Here is a 14,243-nt window from a genome sequence, read left to right on the forward strand (position 1 = left end):
GGGGTCAGTTGTCGCCGACGCGGGAACCGAGCGTGACGTCGACCGTGTGCTGCTTGCCGCCGCGCTCGTAGGTGATCGTGACCTTGTCGCCGGGCTGGTGCGTCCAGATCTCGCCGATCAGGGTCGGGCCGGAGTCGATCACCCGGTCGTCGAGCTTGGTGATGACGTCGCCGGGCTTGAGACCCGCCTTCGCGGCCGGACCGCCCGGCTCGACCGGTGCCGCGCCGCCCGCGCCCTGGTCGGTGATCTGCGCACCGTCGGAGCCGTCGTCCAGGGACACGGACGCGCCGATCTTCGCGTACACCGGCTTGCCGTTCTTGATCAGCTCCTGGGCGACGTACTTGGCCTGGTTGATCGGGATGGCGAAGCCCAGGCCGATCGAGCCCGACTGCCCGGTGCCGAAGCCGCCGTTGCCGGTGGACTGGATCGCGGAGTTGATGCCGATGACATTGCCCTGCGCATCCAGCAGCGGGCCGCCGGAGTTGCCCGGGTTGATCGAGGCGTCGGTCTGCAGGGCGCTCATGTACGACGCCTGGCTGCCGCTGCCGTCACTGGAGGCCACCGGGCGGTTCTTCGCGCTGATGATGCCCGTCGTCACCGTGTCGGACAGACCGAACGGGGCGCCGATCGCGATGGTCGCGTCCCCGACGGCCACCTTGTCCGAGTCGCCGAGGGTGAGCGGCTTGAGGTCCGAGGGGGCGTCCTTGAGCTTCACGACGGCCACGTCGTAGCCCTGCGCGTGCCCGACCACCTCGGCGTCGTACTTCTTGCCGCTCGGGAAGGTCGCCGTCAGCTTGCCGCCGTCCACCGCGTCCGCCACCACGTGATTGTTGGTGACGATGTGCCCCTGCTTGTCGAAGACGAAGCCCGTGCCCGTGCCGCCCTCGCCGCTGGTGCTCTCGGCCTCGATCGTGACCGTGCTCGGCAGCGCCTTCGCGGCGACGCCCGCGGTCGTGCCCGGGTCGCGCTTGACGTCACCGCCGCTCGCCGAGGCCGAGACCGTCGTCGAGCCGGTGCTCTCGTCGTTGTTCTTCGCCAGCACGTACCCGAGGCCGCCGCCCAGGCCGCCCGCGACCAGCGCGGCCACCAGGACCGCGGCGACCAGACCACCGCGCCTGCGGCCGGACGGCGGTGCCGGCTGCTGGTACGACGAACCCCAGCCGCCTGAACCGGAGCCGGAGCCTCCGTCGCCGTACGGGGAGGTCGGCGGCGGGGGCGGGGGCCAGGACGGGTCGGGGGCGGAGGAGGAGGCGCCGGGATGGCCGGCGCCGCCCTGGCCCTGAGGGACCTGCCCCTGGGCGTCCTGTCCGTACGACCCCTGGTGGGCCTGTGCCTGGGGCGCCGGAGCAGCGGGAGCGTCCACCGGCACGGGGGGTGCGGACGGGGCGGGGGGTACCGCGGTGCCCTCGTTCTCGGTGCTCACAGCTTCTCTCCTAGATCCACGGCCGTTCTCCGGGTCGCACATGTTCGCGCTCATTCGCGCCGGCCGACGGGTCCGGCGCGATACAGCTGTGCTTGTCCCTTTGTATGCCGTCAGCTTTTCCCACGGGCCGTCAGAGCACCATAAGCGGTGGCTGTGCGTCCGAGGCCATTCTTTATATAGGTCATTACCGGCTAAAAGGATGCAATCCCAATGCCTCCGTCCGGACCGGCTTCTCCGGCGAGTCCGTCCGACCGGACGCGTACCCGCACTCGGTGGCACCATGACGCGGTGACCCACGCACGACAGCATGTGATTCAAGTCGTCGCCCACCGCGGAGCCTCCGAGGACGCCCCGGAACACACCCTGGCCGCGTACACCAAGGCGATCGAGGACGGCGCGGACGCCCTCGAATGCGACGTGCGCCTCACCGCCGACGGCCACCTGGTCTGTGTCCACGACCGACGGATCAACCGTACGTCCAACGGCCGCGGCGCGGTCTCCGCCCTGGAGCTCGCCGACCTCGCCGCCCTGGACTTCGGCTCCTGGAAGACGGGCGAGGCCTGGAAGGGCCGCGACGAGGAACCCGACTGGGAGCACCGCCCGGAGGACCGCGAGGCGACATCCGTACTCACCCTGGAGCGGCTGCTGGAGCTCGTCGCCGACGCCGGGCGTCGCGTGGAACTGGCCATCGAGACCAAGCACCCCACGCGCTGGGCCGGGCAGGTCGAGGACCGGCTGCTGCACCTGCTGAAGCGCTTCGGCCTCGACGCCCCGGCCTCAGCGGCGAAGTCGCAGGTGCGGGTCATGAGCTTCTCGGCCCGCTCGCTGCACCGCGTGCGTGCCGCCTCGCCGACGCTCCCGACGGTCTACCTGACGCAGTTCCTCTCGCCCCGGCTGCGTGACGGACGACTGCCCCCGGGCGTGCGGATCGCGGGCCCCTCCATCCGCATCGTGCGCAACCACCCCACGTACATCACGCGCCTGAAGCAGGCCGGCCACCAGGTGCACGTGTGGACCGTGAACGAGCCGGACGACGTGGACCGCTGCGTCGAGCTCGGCGTCGACGCCATCATCACCAACCGCCCGCGCGCCGTGCTGGACCAGCTCGGCCGGTGACACCCGGCCCCGGTGTCACCAACCCCTCAAGTCCCACCAGACCCACGCACACCTATTGACCCCACACCACCGCAGACGGGATCCTCCCTTCTCGGCCACACCGATAATTTCCAGCCATACGGTTACAGGGAGTGCTCCGGCGCGTTCAATCCGTATTCGGTCGTGGTGAGTGCGTCACCGGACGTGGATTGGCCGGTTTCCGGTACAGGCCAATGGGGCATCCACACCGTGGCGTGGGGCGAAGGAGGTCTCGGGGGTGGCGTTGGTGGTGGCACAGGAGGTGCCCACGTCGTCGAGCATGGCCGTACCCCATGGCCCTGCGGGCGTGGGGGAAGCGAGACACCGGATGCGTACGCAGCTGCGCAGAGGTGGGGTCGCGGAATCGGTCATCGACGACGCCGTACTGATCCTTTCCGAACTCTTGAGCAACGCCTGCAAGCACGGCAGGCCCCTGGGCGACGCGCTGTCCGGTGACGGCGACGTCCGTGCCGCGTGGCGCGTGGAGCCGGCCGGCCGGCTCGTCGTGGAGGTCACGGACGGCGGCGGCCCGACCCGCCCCGCCCCCGCGACCCCGTCGGTCACGGCGCACGGCGGCCGTGGGCTGAACATCATCACCGCGCTCGCCGACGACTGGGGCGTGCGGGACGACATCCGCGGCGAGGTCACCGTGTGGGTCGTCGTCCACGACGACGTGCACGACCCGGACGCGGGCCACCGCCGCGACGACTTCGCGACGCGCGTCGCCGCCCCCGCGGTCTGCCAGATACCCGGGCTCGACTTCGCGGACGCCTTCGACGACATGGGCTGAGTCGCGACACGGACGGGGTGCGTGCGCCGCTTCTGACCGGTTGTCGTCCACAGGACCCACGAGGTGCGTGCGCCGCGTCGGACCAAGTGTTGTCCACAGGACCCACGAGGTGCGTGCGCCGTGTCGGACCGGGTGTCGTCCACAGGACCCCGTGCCCCGGGGCGCGAACGGCTAGGCTCGCGACCGTACGAGACGAGCCGTAATCGGGAGACCCATCGATGGCCAAGAAGCGACCTCAGACGAAGGCCAAGCGCCCGCAGACCACGGGCGGGGCCCGCACCGCCGGTGCCGAGGGAGACGTTCCGGTCGTCGGCGCTCGTGAGCCCTGCCCCTGCGGCAGCGGCCGCCGCTACAAGGCCTGTCACGGCCGGGCCGCCTCGCACGCCGCGACCGAGCTGGTGCACCGCCCCTTCGAGGGCCTGCCCGGCGAGTGCGACTGGGTGGCCCTGCGCGAGCTGGTCCCGGCGGCGACGGTCGAACTGAAGCTCAAGGACGGCCTGCCCGAGGGCGTCCCCGCGGTCACCCTGGCCACGGTCCTGCCCATGGCCTGGCCGGCTCTGCGCCGCGACGACGGCTCGGTCCTGCTCGGCCTGCAGAACGACACGGCCTCCGGCGACATCAGCCGCGATCTCGCCGACACCCTCCAGCGCGCCCTGGAAGCCGAGCCCGGCACGCCCGTCCAGGGCCGCCGCGCCCCGGCCGACAGCCCGCGACTGCAGGATCTGCTCGACCCCGAGGGCGCGTTCGAGCCAGAAGTGCACACCGGCTTCGAGTTCTGGGTGCCGGACACGGAGAACACCACGCCCGACGTGACCGCCTCCCTGGAGCGGGCCAACGCCGCGGCCATCCCGACCGTCAAGCTCCAGGGCGTGGACGCCGCGTACTGGTGCGAGACGCCGGAGAAGAACCATCTGCGGTGGGTCATGCCGCACGCCGAGGAGCGGCTGCTGGACGCCCTCGCCCGGCTGCACGCCGCGGGCCGCTCCAGCCTGGGCGAGGGCACCCGCCTGGTGGGCTCCTTCCGCGCCCATGGGCTCACGGTGCCGGTGTGGGACCTGCCCAGCGGGGTCACCGCCGAGGACGTGGAGAAGCCCGCGGCGGAGTTCGCCGAGCGCCTCGCCGCCGCCCTGGCGACGGACGCGCCCCTCACGCCGGACGAGCGCCGCGCTCGCGGCGGCCTCACCAACCGGCAGGTCACGCTCAGCTGACGCCGGGCCCGGCGTCCGGCCGGCCGGTCGGTCCGCCGGCCGGTCGGCCGGTCGGCTTCTCGCGCCCCGTGATGCACAACTCCCGTCAGGGACAAGCCAGTCGGTGACCGGAAAGGCGAGTTCGAATTTGCGAACCGCCGATCTCTTGTTACGGTTCCCATAGCCCGGTTGCTGGTGCATCCCCCGTCGCCAGCAACCGGGTCTTTGCGTCCCCGCTTTCACACACGGAACGCGATGGCTGCTCAACTAGCCGTTTTCGCAGGTTAGTTGCTTCCCGATCGCAGCAGCATCGGCCCCCGCCCGCCCCGCTCGGCGAACTCCACGACGGCCGTGTACTCCGCCGGATACCCGCGTGCGGACTCCCGGGGCGTCTCGCAGGTCCCCGGCTCGTCCCCCGCCCCGACGTCGCACGTCATCCGCACACTGCGGTCGCCGGGGCCCATCAGGCTCAGCACGGCGTCCAGCGCCTCGCCCGTCGCATTGCGGTAGTACGTACGCGCCCAGGTCTGCGCACCCTGCGTCACCAGGCACGTCTGCGCCTCGATCCCGTCGGGTGAGGAGAGTTCGGGCCCGCACCGCACGGCGGTCGACAGCCCCTGGCCGAGCACCGGGAGACCGGGGGCGGCGGACGGCACCGCGGGTGCCTTGCCGTCATCGCGCAGGGAAGGGCGTACTGCGGCAGAACCGGTCAGGGGAGCGTCGGCACCCGCAGCCCCCTTGGCCCCCCTCGGCCCCACGGGCCCCGCGGACGCCACCGCCAGCGGCAGTGCGATCGCACACACCGCCACGACACCCGCGAGGGCGAACAGTCTGGTTCTTCTGGGGTCCCGGGAGCGGCCCCGGGCGTGACGCCGCATGGTTCCGGAACCTAACGCGCCGGGGCGGGCGCCGGGCTCGGCGCGCCCGACGGCCCTACAACTCGGGCGCGCTCACACCCGTACGAGTGAGGGCTTCGACCACGGCGTCCACCACGGCCTCGACATCGGGCACCCAGGGTGAGGCCGAGCCGGGCAGCGGCGCGCGCTCCCAGCGGATCTCGCCCTGGCCCGTCTCGGACGGCGGCAGGGCCAGGTAGCCGCCCTCGCCGTGGAAACGGAGCGAGCCGGGCACGAAGTCCTTGGCGTAGAGCAGTTCCCCGAGCTGCTCCATGGAGTACGGCTTGACGAGGATCGCCCAGCGGGCGGGGGAGGCGACGACCGGGCCGAGCCGCATGCCCATCTGGTCGAGCGCCTTCAGCGCGCGGGCGGCCGGCAGGGCCGGCAGCGAGACCGCGCACGGGGCGTGACCGCCGGTGGCCAGGACGATCGGAGCCGTCGGCCGGTTGCCCCACCACCAGCGCACCATGCGCCCGTCGGTGGTGGCCGCGAGGAGGCCGGGGTCGAAGGGGTGCGCGCCGGGCACCGTGCAGTCGGGGTCGGGGCAGCTGCAGCGGGAGTGCGCCCGCGGGTCCGCCGCCACACCCGGCAGTACGGGCCACCGCCATTGCGTCGCGTAGGTCAGGGCCGCGCCGATCGGCTCAGGCTTCCCGTCGCTGCCCTGGGACAAGAGCCTGCGTCGCCTTCCGAGGATCTCGCGCATGAGCGCTCGTTCCTTTCCGTTGCACGCCTGGCAACACCGTGGTCCACATCACATCATGTGTCGATCACTTCACTGTGCGTACCTGTTGGCGCATCACACCCCTGCTTGAAGCAAGGGGAACCCCTATGGGTCGAGCATTGGGCTGCCTCCGCGGCCGTCCCGCCCTTACTGCGTCTGTCGAAAGCACGGGCGTGGCGTAGGGGTGGCGAAGTATGGCGTTTGCCGTCGCGCGTATTTCTCTCCGCCTCCGCCACGGGAGGATGGGGCACGGTCGTCGGTGGATAGGACGCCCGGTTCCGTCACCAGGTTCCGGGTGACTCTCAACCACCCCTGGCCTTCACCGAGTACGTACCCATCACGACCGTTGTGACGCTCCGTCGAGCAAGCCCAGTCGACCGCAATAAGCCGTCCCCTGAGGCAGTTTTAAGCCAACTTTGCATTTCCGCAAGAGGAAGGAGAGTTGTTCCCTCGCACCTCACGGACACCAGGAATCCCGGCAGGACAATGCTGGACATCTCCTCACGAGTGCGTGTACATGTGGAGACACTGCTAGCGACGCAGAATGACATGGGGGTTTGCGATGCTTTTGAGCAGTACGTGCCGGTTGGAAGGCCGGACGCCATGAACGCTCCGCACCCTCCGAAAGTGGCCGGAATCGATTCAACGGTTCCCGCTCCCGCACACACTGTCGCGCCCGCGACGCCGGGCTCGTCCCCGGCCTCCCCCGCGAACCCCCCGGCCCCCGCCGGTGCCGTGCTCCAGGACCGTCTCGCCGGCTGGGTGTCCGACCTCACCACCCTGCACGAGCTGACCGAACGCCTGGCCCGCACGGCCACGCTCGACGAAGCGCTCCAGGAACTGCTGCGGGCCGGCTCCGCCCTGGTGGGTGCCCGGCGCGGCCTCGTCGTCCTGGAACCCGGCGACGGACTCGGCCCCGACACCACCATCGGACTGGGCCTCGCCCGCGCCGATCTCGGCCACATCGAGACGGTGCCGCGCAGCGCCCTGTCCTACGGACGCATCCTCGACGGGCTGCCGGGCGGCGAGGGCGGCATCGCCGTCCCCGACCTCTTCGCCGAAGAGGGACTCGACCCCCGCCATCGCGAGGTCGCGGCCCGTCTCGGCTACTCCGCCAGCTACGCCCTCCCCCTGACCACCGACACCGCCGTCCGCCTCGGCGCCGCCGTGTGGCTCTACGACGAGCCCGCCGAACCGGGCGAGCGGCAACGCCATCTCGTCGGCCTCTACGCGCGGTACGCCGCCGAGCACCTGGCCCGGCTCCTCGAGCTGGAACGCACCCGCACGGCCATGGCCACCATGTCGGACGAACTGCTGCCCGCGCGGCTGCCCCGGGTGGCCGGCGTCCAGCTCGCGGCCCGGCACCGCACCGGCCCGCGCGGCGGCGGCGACTGGTACGACGCGCTGCCGCTGCCCGACGCCGCCCTCGGCCTCGCCGTGGGATCCGTCACCGGCGCGGGCCCCAGCGCGGTCGCCGCGATGGGGCGGCTGCGGGCGTCGCTGCGCGCGTACGCCGTCATGGAAGGGGAGGACCCGGTCGCCGTCCTGTCCGACCTGGAGCTGCTGCTGCGGCTGACCGAACCGGCCCGTTCGGCCACCGCGCTGTTCGGCTACTGCGAACCGGCCGCTCGCAAGATCACGCTGGCGGGGGCCGGACACAGCCCGCCGCTGCTCGTCGGACAGCGCCGCACCGAGTTCGTGGAGACGTCCGTCTCCGCCCCGCTGGGCATGCTCGCCTGCTGGGAGGCGCCGAGCGTGGAGATCCTCGCCGAGCCAGGAGAGACGGTTCTGCTCTACACCGACGGGCTGCTGCACCGCACCGGCGAGGCCACCGACCGTGCTTTCGCCCGCCTGCACGCGGCGGCGGCCTCGGTGCCCCGTGCCCTGCGCGGCGACCCCGGTGCCATCGCCGACCACGTCCTGCGGAGCGTGCTGCCCGACGGGCTGGACGCGGCCGACGGGGCGGAGGACGTCGTCCTGCTGGCGGTCCGGTTCGAGTAACCCTCCTCGTCATCGCCCTGGGCCCGCTTCACCGCCGCCGTAGAGTGGACGGTGGTCCAGTGCCGTATCGAGGAGGATGACCGTGGCCGAGGAGCTCACACCGGCGACCCCGGACGAGAGCGAAGAGCCGATCAAGCAGCGGAAGAACGGACTGTACCCGGGCGTGTCCGACGAGCTGGCCGACAACATGAAGAGCGGCTGGGCCGACACCGAGCTGCGCGACCTCGAGCCCATCCCCCAGGCCGCCGAGACCGCCGCCCGCCGGGCCGCGCTCTCCGCGCGCTTCCCGGGTGAGCGGCTGGTGATCCCCGCGGGCAACCTGAAGACCCGCTCGAACGACACCGAGTACGCCTTCCGCGCCTCCGTCGAGTACGCCTACCTCACCGGCAACCAGACCGAGGACGGCGTCCTGGTCCTGGAGCCGAAGGACGAGGGCCACGAGGCGACGATCTATCTGCTGCCGCGCTCCGACCGCGAGAACGGCGAGTTCTGGCTGGACGGCCAGGGCGAGCTGTGGGTCGGCCGCCGGCACTCCCTCACCGAGGCCGAGAAGCTGTACGGCATCCCCGCCTCCGACGTGCGCGAGCTGGCCGGCGCCCTGCGCGAGGCCACCGGCCCGGTACGGGTGGTGCGCGGGTACGACGCCGGCATCGAGGCGGCCCTGACCGACAAGGTCACCGCCGAGCGCGACGAGGAGCTGCGGGTCTTCCTCTCCGAGGCGCGGCTGGTCAAGGACGAGTTCGAGGTCGCCGAACTGCAGAAGGCGGTCGACTCGACCGTGCGCGGCTTCGAGGACGTGGTGAAGGTCCTCGACAGGGCCGAGGCGACCTCCGAGCGGTACATCGAGGGCACGTTCTTCCTCCGCGCCCGCGTGGAGGGCAACGACGTCGGTTACGGCACGATCGCCGCGGCCGGACCGCACGCCTGCACACTGCACTGGGTGCGCAACGACGGGGCGGTCCGCTCCGGCGAGCTGCTGCTGCTCGACGCGGGTGTGGAGACGCACACGTACTACACGGCCGACGTGACGCGCACGCTGCCGATCAACGGACGGTTCAGCGATCTTCAGCGCAAGATCTACGACGCCGTGTACGAGGCCCAGGAGGCCGGGATCGCGGCGGTGAAGCCGGGCGCGAAGTACCGCGACTTCCACGACGCCGCCCAGCGTGTGCTGGCCGAGAGGCTCGTCGAGTGGGGGCTCGTCGAGGGGCCCGTGGAGCGGGTGCTGGAGCTGGGGCTGCAGCGGCGCTGGACGCTGCACGGGACCGGGCACATGCTCGGCATGGACGTGCACGACTGTGCTGCGGCGCGGGTCGAGGCGTACGTGGACGGTGTCCTCGAGCCGGGGATGTGCCTGACCGTGGAGCCCGGGCTGTACTTCCAGGCCGATGACCTGACGGTGCCCGAGGAGTACCGGGGCATCGGGGTGCGGATCGAGGACGACATCCTCGTGACGGCGGACGGGAACCGGAATCTGAGTGCGGCGTTGCCTCGGCGTTCGGACGAGGTCGAGGCGTGGATGGCGTCGCTCAAGGGCTGAATCTCGGGTGCGGGTGCGTGGGGGCTGTTCGCGCCCCGCGGCGGAGCCGCACAGTGACTCAGTCCCACGCCCCTAGGAACTCAGGGCGTCCAAGAACAGGGCGCCCGTGAGCAGGGGTGCGCTGCCCCTCGGGCTCCAGATGCGTGCCGAGAGGTCTGTGTCCAGGGCTCTCAGCGCCGCAGGGCGTCCAGCCGGGCCTGGGGTTCGGTGGCGCCCTGACCGCGTGCTGTCGTGAGGGCGTTCAGGGCGCGGCCGACGTGCGGGAAGCCGGCCCTGGCTTCTCCTCGCGCACCGGCCGCGCCGTAGCGGGCCGACATCGTGGAACCGCGGGAGGGGCGGCGCGGGGCGCGGAGGTCCCGGTGGGCGGCGAGCTGTCCGGCCAGGGCAGTGCCTGAGCCGACCACCGCAGGGCGCTGTGGTCCCGGGCTGTGCGGGCCCGCGGGTCGGGCAGGCCCGGCTTGGGCGCCAGGGCCAGCTGGTCGATCAGGGCGTCGACGGCGGTCTGCGCGAGTACCTCGTCCTCACGGCCGTTCCCGTACTGAGTTCCCGTCATGGGCCGGGAACGTAGGGGAGCCACGCATGAGACGGATGGGGCCCGGCTGTGACTTCCCTGGGTACCGCGCCCCAGAGGGGCGCGGGGAACTGCGCGACCAGCCACCGGCGACCCGAAGCCTCCCACGGCGAACCCGCGGCACCCACCCCCGCCATCCATCCCGGCCCACGTCCGACCGGTCGGTCAAGAAACAGCAGGTCAGCGCTAGTTGACGTGTGAGATCATGGCCGACCTTGCCGGTCCGACTCGGGGAACAGGCGCGATCATCATGAAGAACGTATCGACGGCGCTGACCATGCAGGACGCCATCCTCACCCTGCAGAAGTACTGGAGCGACAACGGCTGCATGATCACGCAGCCGCTGAACACCGAGGTCGGAGCCGGTACGGCCAACCCGGCCACGGCGCTGCGGGTGCTCGGCCCCGAGCCGTGGAGTGTCGCCTACGTGGAGCCGAGCGTGCGGCCGGACGACTCGCGTTACGGCGAGAACCCCAACCGGCTCCAGACCCACACCCAGTTCCAGGTGATCCTCAAGCCCGACCCGGGCAACCCGCAGGAGCTCTACCTTGGCAGCCTGCGCGCCCTGGGGGTCGATCTGAACGCACACGACGTGCGGTTCGTCGAGGACAACTGGGCCTCGCCCGCGCTCGGCGCCTGGGGGCTGGGCTGGGAGGTCTGGCTGGACGGCATGGAGATCACCCAGTTCACCTACTTCCAGCAGGTCGGCGGAGTCGCCCTGGACCCGGTGTCGGTGGAGATCACGTACGGCCTCGAACGCATCCTGATGAACCTTCAGGGCGTGTCCCACTTCAAGGACATCGCCTATGCGCCGGGCATCACCTACGGCGAGGTGTTCGGGCAGAGCGAGTACGAGATGAGCCGCTACTACCTCGACGACGCCGACATCGACACCAACCACCGGCTGTTCGAGTCCTACGCGGCCGAGGCCCGGCGCCTGCTGGACCTGGAGCTGCCGGTCCCGGCGTACACGTACGTGCTGAAGTGCAGCCACACCTTCAACGTGCTCGACGCGCGCGGGGCGATCAGCACCACCGAGCGGGCCAAGGCGTTCTCCCTGATGCGCGGTCTGACGCACGAGACGGCCAAGCTGTGGGAGCGGCGGCGGGCCGCGCTGGAACATCCGCTCGGGCTGGCGGCGGCTCCGGCGCCTGCCGAGCGCGCCGCGCTGCCCAAGGTGCCCGGCGTCGAGACGCTGCTGTTCGAGATCGGCGTGGAGGAGCTGCCGTACGCGGACGTCCCCGCCACCACCGAAGCGGTGCGCGAGTCGGTCACCGCCAAGCTCGCGGCGACCCGGCTGGGGCACGGCGCGATCAGCGTGATGGCCACACCGCGCAGGATCGTGATCACGGTCGACGGTGTGCAGCCGAGGGAGCGGGACACCATGCGGACCGTGCGGGGGCCCAAGGTCGCCGCGGCCTACAAGGACGGCGCCCCCACGCCTGCTCTCCTCGGCTTCGCCCGCAGCCAGGGCGCCGAGGCGGCCGACGTGCGCGTGGTCGAGAACAACGGGATCGAGTACGTGGCGCTCACTCGTCACGAGGAGGGCCGCCCGGCCGTCGAGGTGCTCAGCGAGCTGCTCGCCGAGGTCGTCTCCGGGCTGCGGGCGGGGCGCAACATGCGCTGGAGCGACCCGGGGCTGTCGTTCTCGCGTCCCGTGCGGTGGCTGCTCGCGCTGCTGGGGCGCACTCCCCTGCCCGTGGTGGTCTCCTCCCTGTCGTCCGGCGACACCACTCGGGTGCAGCGCCAGGCCCCCTACCCGGAAGTCCGGGTGACCTCCGCCGAGGGCTACCCCCACTTCCTGCACATGCACGGCATCCTGCTCGACCGTGAGGCCCGCCGCGGCGCCGTCGTGCGCGGGGCCCTGGAGGCGGCGGCCGAGGTGGGCGGGCGCATCGACGTGGACGACCAGGCCGGGCTGATCGACGAGATCACCGACATCCTTGAGTTCCCGTACGCCGTGCGGGGCTCGTTCGACGAGCGTTATCTCGAACTGCCCTCGAGTGTCCTGACCACCGTGATGCGCAAGCACCAGCGCTATCTGCCGGTGCTGGACGGCGACCGGCTCATGCCGCACTTCGTGACGTTCGCCAACGCCCTGTGCGACGACGACGTGGTGCGGGCGGGCAACGAGGCGGTGCTGCGCGCCCGTTACGAGGACGCCGCGTTCTTCTGGCGGGCGGATCTGAAGGTGGCGCCGGAGGAGTTCCGGCGTCGGCTGGACAAGCTGACCTTCGAGGACCGGCTCGGGACGGTCGCCGACCGTGCCGTCCGGCTCGCCTCCCTCGCGCAGGACCTGGCCGGACGGGCCGGGCTCCCGGAGGAGTCGGTGGAGGTCGTACGGCGGGCCGGCGCGCTGGCCAAGTTCGACCTGGCGTCCCAGATGGTGATCGAGTTCTCCGGGCTGGCCGGGGTCATGGCGGAGGAGTACGCCCGCCGGGCCGGGGAGTCACCCGAGGTCGCCCGTGCACTGGCCGAGATGGAGCTGCCCCGCTCCGCAGGTGGCGCCCTGCCGGCCGGGGACGCGGGGGCCGTGCTGTCCCTCGCCGATCGGTTCGACCTGGTGACGGGCATGTTCCTGATCGGCGCGGCACCGACGGGGAGTTCCGATCCGTACGGGGTGCGCCGGGCCGCGATCGGGCTGCTCAACGTGTTGCGGAGCGTGCCCGCCGTGTCCGGGGTGCGGGTGAGCGAGGGCCTGCGCGCGGCGGCTGTGCGCTACGCCGCGCAGGGCGTCGAGGTGCCCGCCGAGCGGGTCGCCGAGGCCGCCGAGCTCATCACCCGGCGCTACGAGCAGCAGCTGACGGACGCCGGGCACGAGCACCGGCTCGTTCAGGCCGTACTGGTGTGGGCCGACCGGCCCGCCCACGGCGACCGCACGCTGGCGACACTGGAACAGCATGTCTCCAGCGAGGCGTTCGAGGCGCTGGCCGCCGCGTTCCAGCGGGTCGTGCGCATCCTGCCCGAGGGTGGTGCCGAGGCGGCCGACGCGTCCTTGCTGACCGCCCCGGCCGAACTGCGTCTCGCCGAGAGCACGCAGGCCGTACGGCAGGCACTGCAGGGGCGGGAGGACGATCTCGGAGCGCTGATCGAGGTCTCCGCTCCGCTGGTCGAGGCGATCGGCGTCTTCTTCGACGAGGTGCTGGTCATGGACCCCGACCCGGCGGTGCGGGCTGCGCGGCTGGCGCTGCTCAGGGACGTGGCGGGACTGGCACGGACGACGCTGGACTGGGGAGCGTTGTAGGGCGCGGCTGATCAAGGTGCTGTTTCACGTGAAACGCGGCGGTTTCACGTGAAACAGCCACGCGGCAGCCACGTGGCTCCGGTGTGTCAGACCGCCATCAGCGGAGCGCCGGAACGCCACTTCAGGACCTTGTCGAAGCTCACCACGGCTCCGCCCCGGTCCGGCTTGTTGCCGATGTGAACGTGGTCGGCGAGCTCCTCGATGAGACACAGCCCCCTGCCGCTCTCCGCTTCGGAGGGCGCGGGACGGATCGGCGGGCGGGACCGGCCCGTGGACGCCGCCGGGAAGCCCGGGCCCGCGTCGGCGACCTCGATCCTGCACTTCTCGCCGTCGAGATAGGCGGTGACCCGGTAAGCCTCCGAGCCGGGGCCGCGTCCTGCGTCCCCGCCGTGCTCCACGGCGTTCGCGCACGCCTCGCTGAGGGCGACGGAGAGGTCGTAGGAGATGTCCGGGTCGACGCCCGCGGTCTCCATCGTGCCGATCAGCAGGCGGCGGGCGAGCGGCACGCTCGCAGCTTCACGCCGGAGATGGAGTGACCACCAGATGCTCATGCTCCAGCCTCCCGGCCGCGCCTCGACATACCGTTACGTATTGCCCTGAGTCCCCCCGTGTAAGCGTGAAGTTGACGTGACGCCGCCCATACGGCGGATGCGCGCTGATTCCGATCGGTGTATGCGGGGGCAGGTATCGGTGTATCCGGGGCGTGCGTGGCCAGAGCATGATGTTCCGCTCGTAC

10 protein-coding genes and 1 pseudogene are annotated in these 14,243 nt (G+C 71.6%); 6 read left to right on the forward strand and 5 right to left on the reverse strand.

Translation table 11 applies throughout. The features are described 5' to 3' along the window. Positions 1-4: 4 nt before the first annotated feature. Entirely contained in the window at positions 5-1,423 is a 1,419-nt protein-coding gene (locus tag ACIQU3_RS10075; RefSeq protein WP_403924332.1) for a S1C family serine protease, read from the reverse strand. Positions 1,424-1,711: 288 nt separating this feature from the next. On the opposite strand from ACIQU3_RS10075, the gene ACIQU3_RS10080 reads away from it, so the two are divergent. The 3 genes from ACIQU3_RS10080 to ACIQU3_RS10090 all read left to right on the forward strand — a co-directional run bounded on the left by ACIQU3_RS10080 (position 1,712) and on the right by ACIQU3_RS10090 (position 4,555). After that, a complete protein-coding gene (locus ACIQU3_RS10080; RefSeq protein WP_403924335.1) occupies positions 1,712-2,539 on the forward strand; it encodes a glycerophosphodiester phosphodiesterase in 828 nt (275 codons plus the stop codon). 169 nt (positions 2,540-2,708) lie between these two features. Beyond that, entirely contained in the window at positions 2,709-3,347 is a 639-nt protein-coding gene (locus ACIQU3_RS10085; RefSeq protein ID WP_403741622.1) for an ATP-binding protein, read from the forward strand. A gap of 218 nt (positions 3,348-3,565) precedes the next feature. Continuing rightward, complete coding sequence (locus ACIQU3_RS10090; protein ID WP_403924338.1) at positions 3,566-4,555, forward strand: DUF5926 family protein; 990 nt, start codon at positions 3,566-3,568, stop codon at positions 4,553-4,555. A gap of 263 nt (positions 4,556-4,818) precedes the next feature. On the opposite strand, the gene ACIQU3_RS10095 is transcribed toward ACIQU3_RS10090, so the two are convergent. After that, the gene (locus tag ACIQU3_RS10095; protein WP_403924341.1) at positions 4,819-5,412 is read right to left on the reverse strand and encodes a hypothetical protein; all 594 of its coding nucleotides are present in this window, start codon (positions 5,410-5,412) and stop codon (positions 4,819-4,821) included. A gap of 55 nt (positions 5,413-5,467) precedes the next feature. Beyond that, positions 5,468-6,133 carry a bifunctional DNA primase/polymerase gene (locus tag ACIQU3_RS10100; protein WP_403741631.1) on the reverse strand — a complete coding sequence of 222 codons (666 nt, stop codon included), beginning with the start codon at positions 6,131-6,133 and terminating at the stop codon, positions 5,468-5,470. A 504-nt stretch (positions 6,134-6,637) separates the two neighbouring features. Between ACIQU3_RS10100 and ACIQU3_RS10105 the strand changes: the two genes are divergently transcribed. Together ACIQU3_RS10105 and ACIQU3_RS10110 are read left to right on the forward strand one after the other, a co-directional pair. After that, positions 6,638-8,152, forward strand: a complete 1,515-nt coding sequence (locus tag ACIQU3_RS10105) for a PP2C family protein-serine/threonine phosphatase (protein ID WP_403741633.1) — start codon at positions 6,638-6,640, stop codon at positions 8,150-8,152. Between the two features lie 82 nt (positions 8,153-8,234). Beyond that, on the forward strand, positions 8,235-9,692 hold the full coding sequence (locus tag ACIQU3_RS10110) for an aminopeptidase P family protein (RefSeq protein ID WP_403741639.1): 1,458 nt from the start codon (positions 8,235-8,237) through the stop codon (positions 9,690-9,692). A gap of 72 nt (positions 9,693-9,764) precedes the next feature. On the opposite strand, the pseudogene ACIQU3_RS10115 reads toward ACIQU3_RS10110, so the two are convergent. Beyond that, positions 9,765-10,245 (reverse strand): annotated as a pseudogene (locus ACIQU3_RS10115) (triphosphoribosyl-dephospho-CoA synthase). A gap of 268 nt (positions 10,246-10,513) precedes the next feature. Here ACIQU3_RS10115 and ACIQU3_RS10120 point away from each other — a divergent pair. Next, positions 10,514-13,507, forward strand: a complete 2,994-nt coding sequence (locus ACIQU3_RS10120) for a glycine--tRNA ligase (RefSeq protein WP_403924343.1) — start codon at positions 10,514-10,516, stop codon at positions 13,505-13,507. Positions 13,508-13,593: 86 nt separating this feature from the next. Here the strand turns inward: ACIQU3_RS10120 and ACIQU3_RS10125 are convergent, their stop codons facing one another. After that, positions 13,594-14,058 (reverse strand): ATP-binding protein, encoded by a 465-nt coding sequence (locus ACIQU3_RS10125; protein WP_403741647.1) that lies wholly within the window; start codon positions 14,056-14,058, stop codon positions 13,594-13,596. Positions 14,059-14,243 lie beyond the last annotated feature (185 nt).

The sequence above is a fragment of the Streptomyces sp. NPDC101110 genome (assembly GCF_044759525.1).
GTDB lineage: Bacteria > Actinomycetota > Actinomycetes > Streptomycetales > Streptomycetaceae > Streptomyces.